Source organism: Actinomadura sp. HBU206391, from assembly GCF_014323665.1.
Classification (GTDB): Bacteria; Actinomycetota; Actinomycetes; order Streptosporangiales; family Streptosporangiaceae; genus Actinomadura_C.
Genome location: NZ_JABVEB010000004.1, coordinates 111,545 through 132,530 on the forward strand (window position 1 = coordinate 111,545; position 20,986 = coordinate 132,530).

Annotated in this window: 21 protein-coding genes and 1 pseudogene; 12 read left to right on the plus strand and 10 right to left on the minus strand. The window is 65.7% G+C overall.

The window, feature by feature from the left end; all coding sequences use genetic code 11:
• Positions 1–14: 14 nt before the first annotated feature.
• The gene (locus HKK72_RS04040) at positions 15–443 is read right to left on the minus strand and encodes a hypothetical protein (protein WP_187232859.1); all 429 of its coding nucleotides are present in this window, start codon (positions 441–443) and stop codon (positions 15–17) included.
• Positions 444–544: 101 nt separating this feature from the next.
• Between HKK72_RS04040 and HKK72_RS04045 the strand changes: the two genes are divergently transcribed.
• The gene (locus tag HKK72_RS04045) at positions 545–883 is read left to right on the plus strand and encodes a transposase (protein WP_410050280.1); all 339 of its coding nucleotides are present in this window, start codon (positions 545–547) and stop codon (positions 881–883) included.
• 131 nt (positions 884–1,014) lie between these two features.
• Positions 1,015–1,452 (plus strand): hypothetical protein, encoded by a 438-nt coding sequence (locus HKK72_RS04050; protein WP_187232860.1) that lies wholly within the window; start codon positions 1,015–1,017, stop codon positions 1,450–1,452.
• A gap of 705 nt (positions 1,453–2,157) precedes the next feature.
• Here the strand turns inward: HKK72_RS04050 and HKK72_RS04055 are convergent.
• The 8 genes from HKK72_RS04055 to HKK72_RS04090 form a co-directional block, all read right to left on the minus strand.
• Complete coding sequence (locus HKK72_RS04055; RefSeq protein WP_222720297.1) at positions 2,158–2,538, minus strand: hypothetical protein; 381 nt, start codon at positions 2,536–2,538, stop codon at positions 2,158–2,160.
• Positions 2,539–2,701: 163 nt separating this feature from the next.
• Positions 2,702–3,001 (minus strand): 3'-5' exonuclease, encoded by a 300-nt coding sequence (locus tag HKK72_RS42620; protein ID WP_187232861.1) that lies wholly within the window; start codon positions 2,999–3,001, stop codon positions 2,702–2,704.
• A gap of 265 nt (positions 3,002–3,266) precedes the next feature.
• Positions 3,267–4,628, minus strand: coding sequence for a serine/threonine-protein kinase (locus tag HKK72_RS04065; RefSeq protein ID WP_187232862.1), 1,362 nt, complete (start codon positions 4,626–4,628; stop codon positions 3,267–3,269).
• A 134-nt stretch (positions 4,629–4,762) separates the two neighbouring features.
• Positions 4,763–6,340, minus strand: a complete 1,578-nt coding sequence (locus HKK72_RS04070) for a serine/threonine-protein kinase (protein WP_187232863.1) — start codon at positions 6,338–6,340, stop codon at positions 4,763–4,765.
• A 103-nt stretch (positions 6,341–6,443) separates the two neighbouring features.
• Positions 6,444–7,592 (minus strand): oxygenase MpaB family protein, encoded by a 1,149-nt coding sequence (locus HKK72_RS04075; RefSeq protein WP_187232864.1) that lies wholly within the window; start codon positions 7,590–7,592, stop codon positions 6,444–6,446.
• On the minus strand, positions 7,585–8,574 hold the full coding sequence (locus tag HKK72_RS04080; RefSeq protein WP_187232865.1) for a polyprenyl synthetase family protein: 990 nt from the start codon (positions 8,572–8,574) through the stop codon (positions 7,585–7,587). Before HKK72_RS04080 ends, HKK72_RS04075 begins: the two co-directional genes overlap by 8 nt.
• Positions 8,567–8,803: a hypothetical protein gene (locus HKK72_RS04085; RefSeq protein WP_187232866.1), complete on the minus strand. Its 237-nt coding sequence runs from the start codon at positions 8,801–8,803 to the stop codon at positions 8,567–8,569. Before HKK72_RS04085 ends, HKK72_RS04080 begins: the two co-directional genes overlap by 8 nt.
• A 528-nt stretch (positions 8,804–9,331) precedes the next feature.
• On the minus strand, positions 9,332–9,652 hold the full coding sequence (locus HKK72_RS04090; RefSeq protein WP_187232867.1) for a hypothetical protein: 321 nt from the start codon (positions 9,650–9,652) through the stop codon (positions 9,332–9,334).
• Positions 9,653–9,674: 22 nt separating this feature from the next.
• On the opposite strand from HKK72_RS04090, the gene HKK72_RS04095 reads away from it, so the two are divergent.
• The gene (locus HKK72_RS04095; protein WP_187232868.1) at positions 9,675–11,231 is read left to right on the plus strand and encodes a hypothetical protein; all 1,557 of its coding nucleotides are present in this window, start codon (positions 9,675–9,677) and stop codon (positions 11,229–11,231) included.
• Positions 11,232–11,377: 146 nt separating this feature from the next.
• Positions 11,378–11,533 carry a hypothetical protein gene (locus HKK72_RS04100; RefSeq protein ID WP_187232869.1) on the plus strand — a complete coding sequence of 52 codons (156 nt, stop codon included), beginning with the start codon at positions 11,378–11,380 and terminating at the stop codon, positions 11,531–11,533.
• A gap of 111 nt (positions 11,534–11,644) precedes the next feature.
• On the opposite strand, the gene HKK72_RS04105 is transcribed toward HKK72_RS04100, so the two are convergent.
• On the minus strand, positions 11,645–13,177 hold the full coding sequence (locus tag HKK72_RS04105; protein WP_187232870.1) for a helix-turn-helix domain-containing protein: 1,533 nt from the start codon (positions 13,175–13,177) through the stop codon (positions 11,645–11,647).
• A 241-nt stretch (positions 13,178–13,418) separates the two neighbouring features.
• Here HKK72_RS04105 and HKK72_RS04110 point away from each other — a divergent pair, with 241 nt between their 5' ends.
• The 8 genes and pseudogenes from HKK72_RS04110 to HKK72_RS04140 form a co-directional block, all read left to right on the plus strand.
• Entirely contained in the window at positions 13,419–14,114 is a 696-nt protein-coding gene (locus HKK72_RS04110; RefSeq protein WP_187232871.1) for a hypothetical protein, read from the plus strand.
• Positions 14,111–14,854 (plus strand): aKG-HExxH-type peptide beta-hydroxylase, encoded by a 744-nt coding sequence (locus HKK72_RS04115; protein WP_187232872.1) that lies wholly within the window; start codon positions 14,111–14,113, stop codon positions 14,852–14,854. Before HKK72_RS04110 ends, HKK72_RS04115 begins: the two co-directional genes overlap by 4 nt.
• Positions 14,851–15,504 (plus strand): TIGR02466 family protein, encoded by a 654-nt coding sequence (locus HKK72_RS04120; protein ID WP_187232873.1) that lies wholly within the window; start codon positions 14,851–14,853, stop codon positions 15,502–15,504. Before HKK72_RS04115 ends, HKK72_RS04120 begins: the two co-directional genes overlap by 4 nt.
• Complete coding sequence (locus HKK72_RS04125; protein ID WP_187232874.1) at positions 15,501–16,067, plus strand: hypothetical protein; 567 nt, start codon at positions 15,501–15,503, stop codon at positions 16,065–16,067. Before HKK72_RS04120 ends, HKK72_RS04125 begins: the two co-directional genes overlap by 4 nt.
• A 35-nt stretch (positions 16,068–16,102) precedes the next feature.
• Positions 16,103–16,312, plus strand: a complete 210-nt coding sequence (locus HKK72_RS04130; protein WP_187232875.1) for a hypothetical protein — start codon at positions 16,103–16,105, stop codon at positions 16,310–16,312.
• A 198-nt stretch (positions 16,313–16,510) separates the two neighbouring features.
• Positions 16,511–20,080, plus strand: a complete 3,570-nt coding sequence (dnaE, locus tag HKK72_RS04135; protein WP_187232876.1) for a DNA polymerase III subunit alpha — start codon at positions 16,511–16,513, stop codon at positions 20,078–20,080.
• Entirely contained in the window at positions 20,077–20,433 is a 357-nt protein-coding gene (locus tag HKK72_RS42625) for a DUF6300 family protein (protein ID WP_222720298.1), read from the plus strand. Before dnaE ends, HKK72_RS42625 begins: the two co-directional genes overlap by 4 nt.
• 169 nt (positions 20,434–20,602) lie before the next feature.
• Positions 20,603–20,944, plus strand: a pseudogene (locus tag HKK72_RS04140) (transposase); the annotation flags it as partial.
• Positions 20,945–20,986: the final 42 nt, after the last annotated feature.

Genomic DNA, 20,986 nt, shown 5'->3' on the forward strand with positions numbered 1-20,986 from the left:
GCTGCCTGGCGGCTTCATCGGATCCACAGCCTGCGGTGCCACCACGGACCTCCCGGATCGGCGAAAGGATCGGGCAGCGTACGCGCGAATGCCATCCTGTCGATCGGACGCACGGCCGCGGCGAGGACGCCGGCCGCTCTCGGCGGCAGCGCGCGGACGGCCTCCTCGATCACGTCGCGGGTGTACAGCGGGTCGTCCCACCTGTGGCCGAACTCCCACATCATGAACTCAGGCGAGGCGTATGGAGCACAGCGCGCGTGTTGTATCCACGCCCCCAGGGCACGCTCAACGGCGTCTTTATCCAGCCCCTTCTTCTTCTCCACGGCCCTGACCTGCCGGTATATGGACAAGGGCAGTATCGACAGCGAGGGCCAGAGAGGACCCGGTGAACGCGGGTGCAGGGGCAGTTCCGCCCGTAGGGCGGCGGGGCGCCTACGCGGCATGACCCTTTCTGTGGATCCTCATACGGCACATCTTCGACCGGGCCGAGCCCGATCGTCAAGCCACTTCGCGCGCCGGATCGCGGCTGGGTTCGCCACATGCCATCGGCGTTCTCAACTCGACGACATCCTCGGCCGCCTCGCGGCCAGCGCCGACGCCCTCTCGCGCTAACCGGGCCTATCTGCGCAGACGCGGCATCCAGGCGGTCATCCCGGTCAAGGAGGACCAGAAGGCCAACCTGCGCAGACAAGGCTCGTCCGGAGACCGGCCACCAGCGTTCGACCGCGACCGCCACACCGAACGCAACACCGTCGAACGCTGCTTCAACAAGCTTAAGAACTCCCGCGCGGTCACCACGCGCTACGACAAGAGAGAACGCATCTACCAGGGCACCATCGACGTCGCCTCGATCCGCATCTGGCTCCGCGACCCAGTCAAATGATCCGCGGGACACTGCCTAGGCGGCTAGCCAAGAAAAAGCCTTCCTAGTGGATGAGGATCCAGACCAGGAAGGCGTAAACGACCTAAAGATCATATCAGGCCCCACGGCTGCGCAGTGGCAGGATGCTCGCCATGGCCGAGACAGATTCCACGCCGCCGGAGAACGCGGACGGCTCCGCAAGCCGTGTCGGGGCAGTGGTGGCGCAAGGAGAAGTCCCGTTCGCGGTCCTCCATGACCAGCGCACCATCATGGCGCGATTTCGCACCACCCTGGAATCACAGGGGAGCGGCTGGGTCGACGCCGAGGTGACACGCTGGACGCTCACGTGCGACGGCCGCCCGTTCAAGGTGGTCGCCGAGGACGACCGGGAACCGCCCATCGACGAGCGTTGGGCAGGGGGCGACCAGACGCCGCTGGCCACGGTTCCTGACGGGGAACGTCACCTCGTGCGCTATCACTACTATTACGCACACCACTTCGGCTCGGTCTCTGGCGACGTCACACTCGCGTTCGACCTGCATGCCATGACCGTCACGGTCGATACGGATCTGGAAGTCGACCTCGATTGACGGGGCGACGGCCCTGCCGAGCACGTCGTCTTCTGAACCGCCCGATATGCGATGGCGCCTTTGCGTTCCCAACAGAATTCTCTTCGTTGCGGTCTAGATCTTGATCACGCAAACGGTCATTGTGTTGAGTACGCCCGCCGGGCGGAGATCTCGCCGGCAGTACCTTCCGGTGGATGAGCCGCTGCGACATCCTCGTCGCGGCGACGACCACACCGCCACCCCTGACCGACGATTAAGGAAGACGTCGATGCACATCACAAGAAAGCTGTCCGCAGCGGCGACAGGCGCAGCCGTGGCCATCGGGCTCATCACGATTCCCGCGTCTCCAGCAGCGGCGTTGACGACCGTTTGCCGAACGACCTACCTCTCCGGAGGCTGGACCGCTTATCCATGCGTCATGAACAACGAGGGCCGGTACGGTGCCAGAGCGACTTTGACGAGATACCCCGATGACCCCTCTTCGGGATGTTACAAATATCGAGTCTACCTCGTCGCCGCTGACGGTACGGAAATAAGATCTACGAGCCAGCGCCCCTGCAGCGAAGAGAACTCTCCGTCCCTCGGGTGGTATGACGCCCACTTGCTTGGTTACGCTGCTAAAGCGAGATTCAAGGCATACGACAGCAGCCAAAGGGTAATCCTCGTCCTCGATAGTCCCTGGATCGCTTGACCCGAGCCGCCGGTGGTCGATGAGACCATCCAATATCATCTTCCCGAAAGGCTTCCGCAGATATCTGAGATGTTTCGGCCTCCACGGCGTAGTACGGGGTCACCGGGTTTCAGGTCCCGGTGAACGATGCTGAGCTCTTGGGGGATGGCGTAGTGCATGACGCGTCCCCGGGTCAGCGACGACAGTTCCAGCGTCGTTACCAGGTGGCCGAGCCGGTCGGACAGTTGCGCGGCCCACGGGCCGCGGTCCTCGAACCGTTCGAGCACGCCCAGGAGCACCGGCCCGATCTTGATCACCGAATCCCAGCGGGACCGGGGGACCTCGAGCCAGTCGGCCGCGGTGTCGCCGATCAGGTAGCGGATGAGCGCGGGTACGACGGGGTCCAGGAGTGTTCCGGGTACGACCTGTTCGTACATCTCGATCAGCCGCCGGGGAGTTGGCGGTCGAGATCGGCGATGAAACGGGCCAGTGCCAGCTTCGCTGGTTCAGGCCCTCTGGTCTTCCCGCTCAACCGCACCTGCACTCGCGGCCTCGACCGTTGCGATCAACTCGCTTCACGCAGGGGCCGGAACTCGACGCTCAGCCGCAGCTCCAGCGCCTCGGCAAGGCTCGGAGCAGAATCTGCGCAGCAGGCTGGGCATCGTGGCTTGCGGTGTGCGCCTGTGCGAGAGAAATGCCTTCCGCCGCCGCGCAGTGGTCGAGTGTGAGAGATCTCTGCCCGGGACTGAACCGTCTGGCGAGGTCGAGTGCGCAGAGTACGAGCGGGTCGTCCGGGGCGGCCCCGGTGCGGGCGAACTCGGTGGTCAGCATGGCCGAGTCGAATATCGCGTTGTGCGCGACGAGAGCCCTACCGCCATCAGCTCGGCCACTGGTGGCCATTGCAGTCACATTGCGGCAGCACGGGTGAGCTGGGCACGGTTACTGCGATTGCGGTACGCGGCTGCTTTAACGCAGGCTCCGGCCCGAGCGCGTACCACGCCGATGGTAGGCCCATCAGGAACTCCGGGATGACGAACCGTGACCATGCCCGGACCGGCTGAGCCGACGGGCGCTCCGGGCTCCATGGCTCGGCTCACGACGACACGCCCATCACCAGCGAAAACTCATACACCACCACCGTGGACGCGACCGCCCAGAGCCGGCTTCATCGGGTGCCCGGCTGTCGACCGGCTCTTCGCACGCGTGAGCCCCAGCGGACCACGGTCCCGCCCACAGCGATGATGGCTAGGGCGAGCAGGATGTACGGCAGCATGCTGCCGACGTCCTCATCTGCGTCGGTGGCCCCCACCACGCAGTACAAGGCGAACAGAAAAACGCCGTAGAAGGTGGTCGCACCTCCGACGATCCACAGGATCGCGGTGAGGAGAGGACGTCCGGAGGATCGGCCGCCGGCACCGACCACGTCCTCCTGGCGGAACGCCCTTGGGGCCGTGACGGGCGGCCAATGCGCCCCCAGCTGCGCTGGAACCGGGAAGGGCGGCTGAGCGGGAAAGCCCGGGTTGGGCGGAGGTCGCACGGGAGCCGTCAGTGGGGGCACGAGGGCGGCCGGACCGTCCGTCGCATGCCAGGTCTGGTCTCGTCCTGCGGCAGGCGGCGCGGGGCGATCGGTGACGACGCCGGTGAGGGCGGCCGCCTCCGCACGGTGTTCATCGATCATGGTGCGCAGGCTGTCGGTCAGCCAGATCCCGTTCTCCTGCCGGGGCCGTGCGGCGAGCCGCCGAAGCACCTCTTCCGGCGAGGGCCGTGTCGACGGGTCCTTCGCGAGGCACGCGGCGACGACATCGCGCAGCTCCGGCGGAAGGACGGCCAGATCCGGCTCTTGGTGGACCACCCGGTAGAGCAGAGACTGCACGGGGCCCTCGCCGAAGGGGGCGGTGCCCGCGGCTCTGCACAGGACGACCCCCAGGGCGAAGACGTCGACAGCGGGCGTGAGCACATCTCCGGTCAACTGCTCGGGCGAGAGAAAACCCGGTGTGCCCACCCGGTAGCCGGGCAGGGTGACCTGTGTCTGGTCCACCGCGCGAGCGATGCCGAAGTCGATCACACGCGGGCCGTCGTCGGCGAGGAGGATATTGCTCGGCTTCAGGTCACGGTGCATGACGTCCGCCGCGTGGATGGCGACCAGCGCCTCCGCGAGCCCGGCTCCGAGCGCGTACAGGGCAGGCTCCTGGAGCGGGCCGTGCCGGGCGATCACCTGGTCGAGCGACGGAGCGGGGATGTACGCGGTGACCAGCCACGGACGGTCATCGGCGGCGTCCGCGTCCACGACGGCGGCCGTATGGAAGCCGCTCACCCGGCGGGCGGCGTCGACCTCGCGCATGAACCGCTGCCGGAAGCCGGGATCCGCGGCCAGCTCATGGCGAATGACCTTGACCGCCACCGAACGCCCACTCAAAGACCTGCCGAGATAGACCGTGCCCATCCCGCCCTGCCCCAGCTTGGCGATCAGCTCGTAACGCCCGTCGCCCACCTCTGCCGGATCGCCTGGACCCAGTCCTGAGGCCATCAAAAGTTCGCCCTCCTGCGGGGATGCCGTCACCCCGGGCGTGTCTATCCAACGGAAGGACGAACGTCAACCATGGCCGGCATTGATCGGGACCGGCCGCCTGGACTCTGGTGGCTACGCCGGGGCGCGCCTGGCTAGCTTCCGAGGGACGAGGCCGCCTCCCTGGCCATCAGTTCGGCGCCCTGGCGTGCTCTGGCGGTGTCATCTGGCTTGGGTTCACCGCCGCGGTGTCTCCCGTAATCGACCTCTACGACGAGGTTGCTCGTACGGAAGATGATTTCGGTGGTGTTGGAGCTGTGATACACATCGCCACCCCGCGTCTTGTCAACGATTTCCTCCCAGACGCGGAAGATGGCCTGGTCTCCGATTTCCCCGGGCTCCCCGAGCCCGGTGTACCCGGATCCGCCGAAGATGGATTTTTTGCCGTTTTCCTTCTCTATGTAGGCCGCAGCCTGGTCCGCACTGGGGAACTTCCGTGCCGTGAGGGTCAGCCTGCCGTCGACAGGCACCGTGGCAGAGCTTTCAGTCTCCCATCCGCACTTCCGTTCGTCGGTATCGGTTTTGGAGTCACTTGGCCGGCGATGGTCAATGAGATTATCCAAAATCATCTTTCCCGACAGGCTTCCGCAGATGTCCGGGATGGTTTCGAACTTGACGACCGCCGATGGCACGGGGGATTCCCGCTGCCCGGTCTGGTCATGACCTTTCCTCTGCCCGGTGTAGTTGATGACCGCTGCCGTAATGAGAGCGATGATCACCAGCAGCACCAGAGGAATGACCACCGCTCTTCGGGGCGGGAACTTCGGGAAGGTCTTTGTTGGAGCGTGCGGTGGCGGAGGGAATGGTGGAACCGTTTTGCCGTTCGCAATGGTTTTCAGTTGCCTGCGCGCCTGGTCGATGCCCAGGCGCCTGTCGAGGTCTTTCTCCAGCAGACCCTTGATGACCGGTTCGAGCCTTTCGGCTCTCTCGAACTCCGGCTGCTCGCCCATGAGCAGCCGGGCGATGTGGATGTCCGGGCCGTCATCGGCCCGGAACGCTCTCTTGGCTTCCACGGCGTAGTACAGGGTCGCCCCCAGCGACCACAGGTCGGATCTCCCGTCGATGGTTCCGAAGGAGAACCGTTCCGGGGCGATGTATCCGAGGGAACCGATGAGCTGTCCGGTCCGGGTGAGGGAATAGGTGGCGTTGGCGACGGCGGCTATCCCGAAGTCGGTGAGAACGACTTTGCCGTCGTCGGCCACCATGACATTGGCGGGTTTGAGGTCACGGTGAACGATGCCTTGGGCATGGGCACATTCCAGGGCGTCCAGCAGGGCAAGCCCGATCTCGGCCACCCGGGCCACGGGCAGTGGCCCGTCCTCCTCGATGAGCTGCTGGAGAGATCGGCCCTTGACGAACTGCATGACCATCCAGGGCCCGTCCGCGTCCTCCACGACGTCATGGACGGAGACGACAGAGGGGTGGTCCAGGGAGGCCACGGAGCGGGCCTCCCGCAGGAATCGCGCTTTCAGTTCACGATCCTGGCCCGGCTCCGACCTCTCGGGCAGCAGGAGTTGTTTGACGGCGACCGGGCGCCGCAGTACCTGGTCGTAGCCCTCCCAGACGACACCCATGCCACCTTGACCCAAGGGCTTGTTGAGCTGATACCGACTGCTGATCACCCGTGACCCTGCCATGAGGGCAAGATAGTTGAAACGAACACCGGTGGTCATCAGACAGGTGCAGTCAGCCAGGGCGATCCAATCTCGACGAGGCAGACCTCAGCGGGTGTGATCTGTCGAGTCGGTGCGCCCGCGCGCCATGTCCTCCGTTGAGCTAGAGGACCTGGCTGGGCGGAGGCGGGCTCCAGCGCGCCGTCGATGCGGGGACTCCGAAATCGGCTTTGAGCTCTTGGGGGATGGCGTAGTGCATGACGCGTCCCCGGGTCAGCGACGACAGTTCCAGCGTCGTTACCAGGTGGCCGAGCCGGTCGGACAGTTGCGCGGCCCACGGGCCGCGGTCCTCGAACCGTTCGAGCACGCCCAGGAGCACCGGCCCGATCTTGATCACCGAATCCCAGCGGGACCGGGGGACCTCGAGCCAGTCGGCCGCGGTGTCGCCGATCAGGTAGCGGACGAGGGCGGGTACGACGGGGTCCAGGAGTGTTCCGGGTACGACCTGTTCGTACATCTCGATCAGCTGCCGGGTCAGTTGCGCCCCTTCGGGAGAGGGGCCCATGTGACGGGTCATGTACCGATCGGAGAAGTGACGGGCCGCCTGCAGGTCCGCGGGGACGGCCTCGGGGTCGCAGCCGAGGATGATGCCGACGACGCGCCAGGCATAGTAATAGGCCTCGGCGCCTCGCGGGGTGATGTGGACGCCCATCCGGTGCAGGGCGTCCAGGACCTGCAGGCTGAACATCATCAGCCCGCCGAGCATGTCCTCCTGGCAGATCGGGACGAGCTCCGGCCACCGGCCTTCCTGCCGCAGATGACGGCGGATGGAGGCGTGCAGCAGTCGTACCTTCTGCGCCGCCGGGAGAAACCGGCCGCCGGCCTCGAAGGCGTCCGGCCGCATGAGGTAGACGGTGAACTGCCCGGTCTCGGCCATGCGCCGGGCAGGGTAGTCGAGCGAGTGCGTGGCCGACAGCAGCCTGGACACGTGCGGGACGACGTAGCACGCCGGCATCGCCGCGAACGACAAAGCGGTGGAGATGTGCACGTCGTTGTCGATGAAGAACTGCCGGGCCTCTTCCATCACCGCCCAATCGACCCAGTCCGGCGGCGTCGCGGTCGCCTCCAGGTAATCCCGGGCGGCATCCGGGAGCCCCTCGGGCAGTGCCTGGCCAGAGGTGGTGAACCAACGCATGAGCGTGTTGAACCTGCCCACCTCGCCGCCGGTGAACAGGGCATCGACGGTCGCGTCGGCGAGCGGGTCGCCCTTGAGCCGAAGACCGTCCATGTACGCATCGGTGCAGTCAGCCATCCGCGGTCACCTCACAGATCAGTCGGGTCAGGGCATCGGCGACGATCGCGTCCAGCCGGGCCTCTTCAATCGCCGCCTGCGCGCTCCGCGCGCGTTCGGTGATCATCTGATGGACTTCTTCGCGCGCACCCGATCGCTGCATGATGTCCCGGATCTCCGCAGCGTCGGCCGGGGTGAGCGGCCCGTCGAGCAGGTCCTGGAGTCGCCGCCGGTCGGGCTCGGACGCCCTGGTCGACGTGAGGGCGAGCAGAGCGGTCGGCTTGCGGCCCGCCAGGTCGTCCAGGCGCGATTTCCCGGTTCGCGCCGGGTCGCCGAACACCCCCCACAAGTCGTCCCGTAACTGAAACGCCTCCCCGAGCGGACGCGCGTAGGCCGCCAGCGCGTCCAGTGTCGTGGGGGACGCGCCGCCGAGCATCGCACCGATCTGCAGGGGCCGTTGGACGGTGTAGGAGCCGGTCTTCAATCGCACGATCGTCAGGGATCGGGCCATGTCAGGGGCGGCTCCGGTGCGGAGGATCTCCAGGCATTCACCTGCCACCAGTTCCCGGCCCATCGTCGTCCACAGCGGCACGGCCCTGGCCAGGAAGGCCCTGGGGAAACCGGAGGTGTGGAACAACTGGCCGGCCCATCCCATCAGCAGGTCACCGATCATGATGGCCAGGGCGTCGCCGAGTTTCGCGTGCGCCGTGGGCCGGCCGCGTCGCATCGGGCTGCGGTCGATGATGTCGTCATGGACGATGGCCGCGGCGTGCACCAGGTCCAATGCCGCCGCGGCGCGGATCATGGCGTCGGTATCGGGCTGCCCCGCCGCCCGCCAGCCCCAGTAACAGAACGTCGGCCGAATTCGCTTGCCTCCGGTCACCGAGATCCGCAGCTGGTCGGCGACGGGCGCGAGCTCAGCGTCCAGCGCCAGCAACTCGACGATCTCGGAATCGACGAACTCCTCCAGGGCTTGGTCGATACGGGCCCGGAGGTCAGCCATCGTGTCTCCGCCCGGCGGCCTGCCGGGCCAGCACCTCCAGATGCGCCTCCGATGCCGTGCCGGTGCGCCGCAACGCCAGCTCGCCTCGGGCCCTCAGCTCCTGGCGGACCTCTACGAGACCAGGGAGACGCCGGAACAGGCCCCGCAATCCCTCCGCCATCAGATCGGCCGCCCCGGCCGCCACATAGAGGACTTCGTCCCTCGGTGTGCTGTTCTCACGCTGCCCCATGGTCACCTTCTGTTTTTTTGACGACACAGACAGTGATATCAGGGAGATCTTCGCGATGTCACCGGAGCCGACCAACAGGGCTACCTCGCTGTCGCGTGATGAAGCATTCACCATCCGGGGTCTTATGGCAGGACGACGAAGTACCGACTTCCCTTAGGTCCTCGCTCGTCTGAGCCACCGCCCGGCGGTGAGCTCCGAGTCGGTCGGCGGCCATGGCTCACCACTGACCATGTGGATGGCCGGGTTCGCGGCCCAGTACAAGGGCGGCCAAGCGGTCACGGACGGTTCGGGTACGGCCGTGGTCCCCGGCGGCCGGCGCGGCGATGCGGGAAGCGGTCTCCGGGGGTGTGAGACCGCGGCGTCCGCGCCGCCGCGCCGGCGTGGGGTCGTACGGCTCGATGGCCTTGCTCCGGCGGCTGTCGAGCCGTACGACGTCGCCTGGGCCTTCCCCTGCCCGAGACGTCTGAGCGGGCGCGCCGTCCGCGCCATCCGACGCGCCCACGATCATGTGCCACATCACGCCCACTGCTACCGGCCCCCGGTGTCGGTGGCATCCGGCCACAGTTCATCGCGCCAGACGACCGCTCCACTGGCCCCGTCGAGCTCGGCGCGGGCGACCACCAGCCCGTACTCGTAATAGGGACCGAGCCAGGACAACCGGCAGGTCCGGATGACGCCATGGGTTCCGCCGAGCGCGCGCATCGCCTCGGCGACAGCTTTCACCGCACGGGCCCGCTCCATGGCGACACCGCATGCCCCGCGTTCCTGGCCTGGTGCCGTGGCGACGTGCCAGGAGTAGAGCCGGGAAGGCTCGTGTGCCGTGTATGGCGTGAATGTCTCTGCTCGCATATCTCCGAGGTTTCTTGACCCGATGGACGTGATGGCCCCAATGATTGAGCGGAACGGAAAATGCGCCAACGCGTACGGGAATCAATCTCTAACCTTGGGCTATTCGCGCGTGAATCCGCTCAACGCGAGAGCGACAAAAAGGGGCGTCATGTCCAAAGAGGGCCGGATATGCGAGCGCTGCGGCAAGGCCCGCCTCCGGGCGAGCAATCCAAGCGTCCATTGTGGATCTTGCAGCCGGGCCGAGTCCCTGATCGGCGACGTGCCCGAGCTGCCCGTCGAGTTCTGGTTCCGGCCCGAGGTGACCGCCGCGTGCATGGACTGGGACTTAGGAAAGATCTTCCGCTACGTCCTCGACGAGACACGCATCTCGGAGGAGAGGTTCGGCCAGCTCATCGGCCGATCCCAAGCCCAGGTCTGGCGGATCGCCAATCACAAGAGCGAGTGCTACGACATCCGGGTCTTCAAGACGGTCGCCGACGCCTTCGGCTGCCCACCGCTGTTGTTGGGTCTCGCCCCCACTGGTACGGACTTGGTCGCTGAGGTACACAGAGATAAAGCACGTACCGATGAGGGAGATCCCACGGACAGACGCGAATTCATGATCTGGGGCGTGTCCGGCCTGGTAAGCACATCGGGCAGCGAACGGAAGCTGTCCGAAACCGATGTGGCGTCATTGAGACAGATTGCCCACGATCTCCAGTTTCAAGACGATCAACGCGGTGGGGCCGCCGTTGCCGACATCGCACACCGCCACTTCAGGCGGGCAGAACACGCTCTCAGCAAGGGACTGCACAGTAGCCCAGCCGCACAGCGGTCACTGGAAGCCACAAGCACGGAACTCGGCCACGCCACCGGTTGGTTCGCCTTCGATTCCGGACGTCACACGCAGGCCCGAGCCTGCTACACGGAAGCACTCTCGATTGCGGACATGGTTGGTGATGAGCCGCAAGCGGTCCGCATTCTGGCGAGCATGAGCCTCCAAGCCACCTGGCGCGGCCAACCCTACGAGGCGGTGCGGCTCGCCGAGTACGCCCAGCGACGCGCACTTCCCTGGGCGACACCGCAGGTGCTGTCCATGCTCAACGCCCGACAGGCTCGGGGGTGGGCGGTCATGGGCGACGAGGCGGAATTCCGCAAAGCGATCATCCGATCCAAGCGGTTCTTCGACCGGGGCGCCCACGAGGACGACCCGAAATGGCTGTGGTACTACGACTACTCGCAGCTCCTGGGTGATGAAGCGTTCGGCTACGCCGACCTCCAGCGTCACCAGCGCGCCGAGGACTATCTCCGCCTTGAGCTGGGGCAACGTGATGAACACTACGGACGAGAGCGTGCCCTGGCGTACGCACGCCTGACCGAAGTGATGCTTGCCCAAGGCCGAATCCGGGACGCGAGCCGGACAGGACTTGAATCCCTGCTCCCCTGCCTGCACGACGTCACGTCCGTACGCGTTCTGAGCAAGGCGGCCACAATCCGCGACGGCCTCAAGCCGCACGCCGGACGCTTCAGCGAGGCGAACGACTTCGTGCACGCCTTCGACCGGTTGCGCCAAAACCAGCGCCCCGGCAGCCCAAGGTGACCTCATCGAGGGCATACGCCACATACCTCGAGGCTTACAAGGCTGCGGAAACCCAGTGGCCGAGGTGCCCTGGATCTTCCGGACAGTGGTCGAACTAAAGTTGAGGGTCGTTCTAGGATGCCGACGGCACCTACGGATACCACAGGGTGCACGCCGACCTGGCCGGGTGTGCCATCGCCTGCGGGCCCGAGCTGGTGCGTGCCCTCCTGCGTGAGCTGGGCCTGGAGCCCTGCCAGCCCAAACCCTGGCGGTTCAGCCTCACCAGGCCGACGGCCAGGCCGGGCCGATCCCCGATCTGGTGAACAGCGACTTCGCAGCTGATGAGCCGGGGCAGAAAATGGTCGGCGATGTCACCTACATCCCCACCTGGGAAGGGTGGATCCATCTGGCCGTGGTCGTCGACTGTCAGAAGATCAGCTGGCGGGGAGCTGCTGGTCGAGATCGGCGATAAAGGTACGGATTGCGGGCTCTTGGGGTGCCCGGGGCGTGAGGTCGGCGCGGAGTTGCCGCAGGAGTTTGATGCTCCCAATGGAGGTGACGCCCGGTAGACGCGAGAGGGCGCTGCGTCCTGCGTTGATGGCCTGGGGGAGATCTCCCGCCTGCGCGTGGGCGATCGCGAGCCAGGCGCCGTGGCGTAGGGCCGATCGTTGATGGATGTCTTCGAGGTCGGTGAATGCTCTGTCGTGCAGCAGTTGCTCGGCGTCGCTGAGGAGAGACTTTCGGCGGGTGGGTATGTTCCGGGCGAGTATGACGAAGCCTCGTCCGGCGATGGCGTCCAGTTCGGTCGGGCTGGCGTAGCCGGCCCAGCGGGGGACGTAGGGCCGCTGCTGGGCCAGTGCCAGCTTGGTGAGGCATTGATCGCGGCTGCGGCGAAACCCGGAGAGGTCTCCTGCTGAGGCGTAGGCGAGGCAGCTTCGGGCGGCAATGAGGGCTTGGACGGTCGCAGGAGATTGAGCAGCGGCTTGTTCGGCGGCCGAGACGAGTTGGAGAGCGTCGTTGGTTTGGCGGCGGCCGGCGGCCTGGTTGCTCATCAGGCTGAGGATGCTGGCCACTAGGGCGTGGTCGTTTGCGGTGTGGGCGGCACGAAGGCCGATCAGGTACCAGCGTTGCGCATCGCCGTCACGTCCGCTGTCATGGGCCATGAACCCGGCGGTCTGTGCGAGCTGGGCGAGCGCGGCACATAGCCGTCGGCCGGTCCAGGCGTCGTAGCTGTCATGGCGGAGCATCCGGGACACGGCACGGAACTGGTCGGCGACCCATCCCAGGGCGGAACCGCCACCTTGCTGGTCATCGAGCTGCTGCGCACGAGTAACGGTGTCCTCCACCAGCGACACCATTGCCTGGGAAACATGGCCGCTGTCGCGGGCAGCGGCTGCCAGCGCGGGAGAGGGTTCATCCAGCAGTCGCCAGGCATGGAGGGTGAGCGCCGTACCGGAGATCACGGCGAACCTTCGCCGGGTCAGCATGTGTGCCTCCTCTCCCAGTAATTTCAGGAGCCCGGATTGACGCCAGGGTAGGTCCAAGCCATGGTCAGCCGGAGTCTGCGCGGGGCGCGAGTCACCTGGCGGGCTATGTGCCCGATCGGCTGATTTATTACCGGAAATCAGGCCGAGCTGCCGGGGATTTACTTGGTAGACCTCACAAAGCAGGCTCGCGTACTGGGGGCTTGGTCGGTAGGTTCCGTGTTCCCAACGACACAGCATGGACGGGTTCAGCCCGAGGTCGAGGCTGTCTGCGCCCGCTGATGCGGTCATGGCGTCGATCGTCTGTTGCCGGGACCATCCATAGGCAAGTCGCCATGCCTCAAGAACAAGAAGTTCGGGCAGTTCGGCCAGGAGCGCTGCCGTGATCTGTTCGACCGGCCAGCCCTCGTACTGGCCCTGCCGACGCAGCTGCTGGGCGCGTTTCAGTATCTCGGTACGACGCTGCCTGCTGATCTTCCCCATCGTCCAGCTCCCGTCCTACCCGCCCGGAGCATAACCCTGCGCATTCGAACAAGTCATTGCCGCTCGCGGCAATGACGCCGCCTACGCGCGGCATTGATGTGTTCACGCTGTGCAGCGGAACCTGGGGTTCGACCAACCCCTCTCAGCACGGGAGCCTCGTATGCCGCCATTGCGGGACACGCCAGCTCGCCACGCAGATCGAAAGGCCGGCGCGGCAGCGGCCGATGCCGGACAAGACCGAGTGTCGGAGACACTCAAGGTCTTCTACCAAGTCGAGCGCGCGGGGTGTTTCCGCCTGAGCGATGGAGGTGGACCCCTCGGCTTCGACGTCACCCTCGCATTGCTGCTCGACGACGTGCAGGACCTGTACAAGTGCGACGTGCTGGTAGAAACGGGGTGCTTTGTAGGCGACACCACGGCCTATCTGGCACGCCGCTATCCGCACCTGCCGGTCTTCAGCTGCGACGTCGATTACGGTCATGCCGCCGTCACCAGGCAGCGGGTCGCTGCCGAGTCGAACGCCGTCGTCTCGCATGCCGATTCACCGACGCTGGTTGCCGACGTCGCGGCCTGCTACGAGCGACCGCTGTTCTTCCTGGACGCGCACTGGGACGAGGAGTGGCCGCTGGTGCGTGAGCTCGACGCCATCACGGCGGGCATCGCCGTAATTCACGACTTCGATATCGGACATCCACGGTTCGCCTTCGACCACTACAACGAGGTGGTGTGCGGGCCAGAGGTACTGGCCGCCATGGCTCAGCCACCGGCCCGCTATTTCACTCCCGATCCGCACGCCGACCATCCACTGCCGTGCCTGCAGGTCGGGCGAAGGGCCGGGGCCGGGATAGTCGCGATCGGCGTGGACACCAGGCCGTTGGAACAGCACCCGCACCTGATCACCCGGACGCCACCGGTCAGAGCGGCGGCGACCCGATGACCACCACCACCGCCAACCACCTCGCCGACCCGCTGGCCCTCCTGCGTGGGATGCCATTCCTCGACGACGCTTTCAACTGGAAGCGGCTGCTCGCCGCGGCTGCTGCGGTCCGCCATGTCGAGGCCGAACACGAAGGCGCGACTGGAAAGGTCACCAGCAGGAACACCGAAGCCTGGCTAACGCCCGCCCGCGTGCACGTGCTACGAAACTCGCCGCCGATGCCGGCCGCGCCGCTGACCAGCACCTGCAGGGCGATGGTCGACGTTGAACTTCAGGCTGCTGCAGCGACCATCCCCGCCTGGGACCCCCTGATACAGCTGCCGGTCCGATACGCCCTGCTCACCCCCGACAAGGGCGCGATCTCTGCATCGTCGCGGGCATTCCCGCAGCACGTGCTGCTGGCCGAGGCGGCCTTTGAGTCCGGCCCGGTACTGCGTGAACAACTCGTGCACGAGCTGGCTCACCAATGGCTCTACATGATCCAAGAAGTGTGGGCGTTGGAGCGAGCCGGCGCTGAGCCGGTCACCTTGCCGTCCGGCACCTCTGGCCGGAGCCCGTCGGAGGTGCTGGGGGCCGCTCACGTCGCCGCGACGCTGATCCGCATGTACCGGACCGGCGGGGGCGCTCCGCCGAGCCGGATCGACGCCCTGAGCGCCTACGGCATCGGTTGCCTCAATCTGCTCACCGCCCTGACCGACACGGGACTCCAGATAGCCCGTCGCCTGAAGGAGGCACTGTGACCACCGACACCATCCCTGCCAGATCCCCGGCACGGACTGCACTCATGATGTGGCGGACTCCGGTGTACCAAGCCGATTTCGCCGACGCCGACGACCATCTTTCGCAGTTGCGGGAGATGATCCTGGAGGCGGAGAAGACAGACACCGGAGCAGCGAACTTCGGCGGGATCGACGCCATGAAGTCCTCCCAGACGCTGCTGACCTGGGATCACCCGGCGATCGAGTGGCTCAAGGCGCGGATCATAAATGCTGTAACCGCGCTGACCACAGACGCGCTCGGCGCCGCCGCCCGCGAGGTGGTCGGTCATGGTGTGGATGCCGAAGCGTGGGCCGTGGTGTACCGCAGCGGCGGCAGCCTGCGTCCACACACCCATCACGATTCCGCGTGGTCCGGGGTGCTGTACGTGTCGTCGGGGCGATGCGCTGACGGCGATGACTCCGGCTATCTGCAGATGCTCGATCCGAGGCCGGCGGCCATCGGCCGCCAAGCCTCACCGGGCGTGGTGCGCATTCAACCGATCGCCGGCCGGATGGTGGCCTTCCCCGGCTGGATGCCGCACTCGGTGCAGGCGACCGCCAGCGACAGCGGCTTGAGGATCGCCATCGCCTGGAACGTCGCCTACGACAAGAACTGGACGGGAATGTCATGACCCAGGCAGAGGTACCGCTGAAACCGGTGGGAGGCGTCAGCCGTTACTGGGGGACCCCCGTCACGATCGACGAGCTGCCGCTGGCCCAGATCATCAGCGACGGACTCGACCAGATCGGACCCGACGGTGTCGCATTCGAGGTGATCACGCCCAGCTCGGTGCTGGTCGACGAGGCCTCGCTGAAGGCGGAGTTCCTGGCCTCCCTTAACTCGCTCGCCGACGCCCAGGGCGCGCCGCCGGTCGAGAATGTCGAGCTTGAGGTGCAGGTGTGGCGGCGTGGCCACGATCAGCCCGCGACCGGCCATCCCGGTGAGTTCGTCGGCTGGTGTTTCCTAGCGACCAGCCCCGCGCCGGCCCATTCCGAATCTGGTGCCCTGGCCTTCGCCGACCCGCGCGCCGGTAGCGCGATGACGGCCATGCCCGGTCTCCCGTGGGGCCGGCAGGTCATGATCCGTCCCACTCCCGGCGCGCACGCCGCGGTCCCCGGGTGGCTGACCACCTCGGTCGTGCCCTTGGAGAGGGGGCAGTTCGCGGTCGTCGCCGTCGCCTCATCCGTCCGGTGATCCCGCCGGGCTCCACCCAGTGAAAGGAAATCTCGATGCAGCAGCCCAACGAACGAGCAGCCACCAGCCTGCGGCTGGAGGGCCCAGGCCTCGGCTTCGGCCTCGACGAGGGAGAGGTCGATGCCTTCCTGGACGCCGCCCGGAAGGGCCTGGTCGTTCCTGAGACCCCTTGCGACAAGGGGATGCAGGACGACTACGCACTCCGGAGCGCCACGACGGTTTCGCTGACCGGTTCCGCGTCCTGACTCATCGCCCCTGACGCCCCGGCCGGGTTCCCCTCCACGGCGCACCCGGCCGAGGGTGTCGGCTGTCTCACCACCGGTGCTCTGCCCACCAGAAGCTCTCCGGCACGTGTTCAAACTTGTGCGGCACGCGCCACCCGAGATCCTCATGGCACGCATTAGGGTTTGTGAGCCAGGAGGGAAGTTTGAGGAAGGGATCACGTGGCCGCCGAGTCGTTCGTTCACCTGCATGTCCACACCGAGTATTCGATGCTGGACGGCGCGGCCAAGATCGATCCGCTGGTGGAGCGTGCGGTCGAGTTGGGGATGCCGGCGGTTGCGATGAGCGACCACGGCAACATGTTCGGCGCCTATGAGTTCTTCAACAAGGCGACCAAGGCCGGGATCACGCCGATCATCGGCATCGAAGGATACGTGGCGCCTGAGTCCCGGTTCCACAAGAAGCCGGTTCTGTGGGGTGAACCTTCCCAACGCAAGTCCAACGAGCAGACCGGCGAGGGCGGCGATGTGTCGGCCGGCGGCTCCTACCTGCACAAGACACTGTGGGCCGCATCCGCGCAGGGGCTGCGGAACCTGTTCAAGATCTCTTCGTTGGCGTCGTTGGAGGGCCACTACCGCAAGTGGCCTCGGATGGATGATGACCTGTTCGATCAGCACGGCGAAGGGATCATCGCCACCACCGGGTGCCCCTCGGGCGGTGTGCAGACCCGGTTGCGCCTCGGCCAGTTCGACGAGGCACTGAAGACCGCGGCCAAGTACCAGGACATCTTCGGCAAGGACAATTACTTCCTGGAGATCATGGATCATGGGCTGCCGATCGAGAAACGGGTCCGTGACGACCTGCTCCAGATCGCTGCCAAACTCGGCATCCCACCCCTGGTCACCAATGACTCCCACTACGTCACCGAGGACCAGGCAGACGCGCATGATGCGTTGCTGTGCGTGGGCACCCAGAGCCTGGTCGCAGACCCCAGCCGATTCAGATTCGGCGGGTCGGGCTACTACCTCAAAGCCGCCGATGAGATGCGCGCGGTCGACTCCTCCGACGCCTGGCAGCAAGGCTGCCGCAACACCCTCCTGATAGCCGAACGCATCGAGGACTACACGCCGGTGTTCGCCCACCGGGACCTGGCCGCCAAGTACCCGGTCCCCGACGGCGAGACCGAGATGAGCTGGCTACGCAAGGAAGCCGCCCGCGGAGCACGAGCCCGTTACGGCGACAACGTGCCCGCCGAGGTCCTCGACCGGATCGAATACGAACTCGGCGTCATCGAATCCATGGGGTTCCCCGGCTACTTCCTGGTCGTCGCCGACATCTGCCGGTACGCACGAGAGGCCGGAATCTGGGTCGGCCCCGGCCGAGGATCGGCCACCGGGAGCATGGTCTCCTACGTCACCGGCATCACCGAGCTCGATCCGATCGAGCACGGGCTGATCTTTGAGCGATTCCTCAATCCCGAACGCATCTCCATGCCGGACGTCGACCTGGACTTCGACGAGCGCCGGCGTGGCGACATGATCCGCTACGTCACCGAGAAGTACGGCGAAGACAACGTCTCACTGATCATCACCTACATGACGATCAAGTCCAAGGCCGCGGTCAAGGACGCCGGCCGCATCCTGGGCTACCCCTTCGCACTCGGGGAAAAGATCACCAAGGCGTTCCCGCCCGCCGTCATGGGCAAGGAGATCCCCCTCACCGGGATCTTCGACGAGGCCCACCCCCGTTACGTCGAAGCCACCGAGCTCCGTCAGCTGTACGACTCCGACGCAGACGTCAAGAAGGTCATCGACACCGCCCGCGGCATCGAGGGGCTGACCCGCGGCACCGGCGTGCACGCCGCAGGCGTCATCTTGTCCAGCGAACCACTGATCGAAGTCATGCCGATCTTCCAGCGGCCCGACGACGGCGCTCGCATCACCGGGTTCGACGGACCCAGCAGCGAGAACATCGGCGCCCTGAAGATGGACTTCCTCGGGCTGCGGAACCTCACCGTCCTGGGCGACGCGGTAGAGAACGTCAAAACCAACCGCGGCATCGACCTGGACATGTCGAAGGTCCCGATGGACGACGCCAAGACCTTCAAGCTGCTGGCGCAAGGCTGGACGCTCGGGGTATTCCAGCTCGACTCCAACATGATGCGGGACCTCACCAAGCTGATGGCCCCCACCCGGTTCGAGGACGTCTCCGCCGTCCTGGCACTGGGCCGGCCGGGCCCGATGGGCGCCAACGCGCACGTCAACTACGCACTGCGCAAAAGCGGCCAGCAGCAAATCGAACCGATCCACCCCGACCTCAAAGACGCCCTGGAACCGATCCTGGGCACCACCTGGCACCTGGTGGTGTACCAGGAGCAGGTCATGGCCATCGCTCAGCAACTGGCCGGCTACACGCTGGGTGGCGCAGACATCCTGCGACGGGCGATGGGCAAGAAGAAAAAGGAGGAGATGGACAAGCAATGGGCCATCTTCTCCGACGGCATGAAGACCAACGGCTACTCCAAAGAGGCCACCAAAGCCGTCTGGGACGTGCTGGTCCCCTTCTCCGCCTACGGATTCAACAAGTCCCACACCGCCGGGTACGGGCTGGTGTCGTACTGGACCGCCTACCTGAAAGCCAATTATCCCGCTGAGTACATGGCGGCGTTGCTGACCTCCGTCGGCGTCAACAAGGACAAGATGGCCGTCTACCTCGCCGAGACTCGCCGGATGGGCATCAAGGTCCTACCCCCCGACGTCAACGAATCCCAGCTCCGGTTCGCCGCGGTCGGCTCCGACATCCGCTTCGGCCTCGGCGCCGTCCGTAATATCGGGGAGAACGTTGTCGACGGCATCGTCACCTCCCGGCAGAAAGAGGGTCGGTACGCCGACTTCAACGACTTCCTGCGCAAAGTCCCGATCGGCGTCTGCAACAAGCGCGCCATCGAATCACTGATCAAAGCCGGGGCGTTCGACAGTCTCGGACACCACCGCCGGTCCCTGCTGCTCGTGCACGAGCAGGCGGTCGACGCGGTCATCGACGACAAACGCAACTCCGCCATGGGCCAGGACTCACTTTTCGGAGGCCTGGACGATACGGGCTCCACCAACGATGGCATCACCGTGGCGATCCCCACTGGCGATGAGTGGGACAAGGCAACCCTGCTCGGGTTCGAGCGGGAAATGCTTGGCCTGTATGTCTCCAGCCATCCCCTTGACGGTGCTGAGCGCATTCTGGAACGCAACCGCGACCATTCAATTGCAGAACTGCTCGCAGGCGCCCGAGCCGACGGCGTAGTCAAGATCTCCGGCATCATCTCCAAGGTCGAACGCAAGGTCACCAAACAGGGCAACACCTGGGCCGCAGTACTGCTTGAGGACCTCGACGCCTCCATGGAAGTGCTCTTCTTCCCCAAGACCTACACCTTGTACGGGCAGACACTCGCCCATGACTTGGTCGTTCAGGTAACGGGCCGGATCAACGACCGCGAAGGGAACCTGTCGATCTACGCCGAGGACATGACCGTCCTAGATGTGTCGACGGCTCAAGGCAAGGATCTCCCAGTAGTGATCGTGCTACGGGAAGACCGCATTAGCCACGGGCTCGTGACGGATCTAAAGCGCATCCTCGAGGCCCACCCGGGTAACGCTCCCGTACATCTGCAACTTCTCCGTCCAGGAAGTCGGAAAGGCCTCCTGCTCAATCTGGACCAGTTCTCGGTAGACCCGACGTCAGCCTTCGCCGGCGATCTAAAGTCTCTTCTCGGCGCGACGGCGATTGCCTCCTCATGAGGCATTCCGACAAGCCCGAAATCGACGTTATTAACAGCGCCATCGTTCCCGACTGCCCACGGTGCGGTGGTGAAGGGCTCCTTTCCGCACGCGTTCCTTACGGGTGGGAGCGCGCTGATGGGCAACGAACAGCAGGTAGCACTATCGTTGTGCTTTGTTCCGAATGTGATGCCGACGACCAACACGGTGGCCCACTCATCACCTTCTTCCATGTCCATGAGCGCATCTCCGCTGACAAGCTCCACGAATGCGCAGATCTGATCAGGCTATGGGCCAAGAACCTTCAGATCCCTGAGCTTGACGAGGCAGCTCTGGATGCCGAAATAGAGGCATGGCGAAACGACGACCTTTGACAACGCGCTCTCAGCTTGTTCTTTAACCTGCGTCCTCGGTTGGCTTGTTAGGTTGGCCGAGGGTTTTGGTGTTCGGCGGACAGCAGAGCGTCCTTGGGTTGATCATGTGCGCTGTCGAGACGCTGATGATCAAGCCAAGGCCGTGAGGTGAGTCCTCACCGCCGCCCAGCTCCGCCAGGTCATCGAACGCCTCCTGCAGGCCGGGCAGCACACACCGGGAGATCCCGACATCTTGATCGTTGCCGACGCCGGATACGACGTCACCCGACTGGCGTTCCTGCTCGCCGACCTGCCGGTGGAACTGCTGGGCCGGATCCGCTCCGACCGGGTGCTGCGGCTGCCCGCGCCACCAGGCGATCCCCGCTTCATCGGCCGGCCGCCCAAGCACGGCGGCGAGTTCGCGCTGGGCAACCCCGCTACCTGGCCCGACCCGCACCACACCACACCACCCCAACCACCCGGTACGGCACCGCGACCGCGATGTCCTCAGACCGGCTCCACCCACGCCTGACCCACCGCGCGGCCTGGCTGGAGCATGCCGGCCCGCTACCGG

Excerpts from the sequence above, each read along its gene's own strand:
- HKK72_RS04040 (WP_187232859.1), bottom strand. The coding sequence starts at position 443 with ATGCCGCGTAGGCGCCCCGCCGCCCTACGGGCGGAACTGCCCCTGCAC.
- HKK72_RS04050 (WP_187232860.1), top strand. The coding sequence starts at position 1,015 with ATGGCCGAGACAGATTCCACGCCGCCGGAGAACGCGGACGGCTCCGCA.
- HKK72_RS04055 (WP_222720297.1), bottom strand. The coding sequence starts at position 2,538 with ATGTACGAACAGGTCGTACCCGGAACACTCCTGGACCCCGTCGTACCC.
- HKK72_RS42620 (WP_187232861.1), bottom strand. The coding sequence starts at position 3,001 with ATGGCCACCAGTGGCCGAGCTGATGGCGGTAGGGCTCTCGTCGCGCAC.
- HKK72_RS04065 (WP_187232862.1), bottom strand. The coding sequence starts at position 4,628 with ATGGCCTCAGGACTGGGTCCAGGCGATCCGGCAGAGGTGGGCGACGGG.
- HKK72_RS04070 (WP_187232863.1), bottom strand. The coding sequence starts at position 6,340 with ATGACCACCGGTGTTCGTTTCAACTATCTTGCCCTCATGGCAGGGTCA.
- HKK72_RS04075 (WP_187232864.1), bottom strand. The coding sequence starts at position 7,592 with ATGGCTGACTGCACCGATGCGTACATGGACGGTCTTCGGCTCAAGGGC.
- HKK72_RS04080 (WP_187232865.1), bottom strand. The coding sequence starts at position 8,574 with ATGGCTGACCTCCGGGCCCGTATCGACCAAGCCCTGGAGGAGTTCGTC.
- HKK72_RS04085 (WP_187232866.1), bottom strand. The coding sequence starts at position 8,803 with ATGGGGCAGCGTGAGAACAGCACACCGAGGGACGAAGTCCTCTATGTG.
- HKK72_RS04090 (WP_187232867.1), bottom strand. The coding sequence starts at position 9,652 with ATGCGAGCAGAGACATTCACGCCATACACGGCACACGAGCCTTCCCGG.
- HKK72_RS04095 (WP_187232868.1), top strand. The coding sequence starts at position 9,675 with ATGGACGTGATGGCCCCAATGATTGAGCGGAACGGAAAATGCGCCAAC.
- HKK72_RS04105 (WP_187232870.1), bottom strand. The coding sequence starts at position 13,177 with ATGGGGAAGATCAGCAGGCAGCGTCGTACCGAGATACTGAAACGCGCC.
- HKK72_RS04115 (WP_187232872.1), top strand. The coding sequence starts at position 14,111 with ATGACCACCACCACCGCCAACCACCTCGCCGACCCGCTGGCCCTCCTG.
- HKK72_RS04125 (WP_187232874.1), top strand. The coding sequence starts at position 15,501 with ATGACCCAGGCAGAGGTACCGCTGAAACCGGTGGGAGGCGTCAGCCGT.
- HKK72_RS04130 (WP_187232875.1), top strand. The coding sequence starts at position 16,103 with ATGCAGCAGCCCAACGAACGAGCAGCCACCAGCCTGCGGCTGGAGGGC.
- HKK72_RS42625 (WP_222720298.1), top strand. The coding sequence starts at position 20,077 with ATGAGGCATTCCGACAAGCCCGAAATCGACGTTATTAACAGCGCCATC.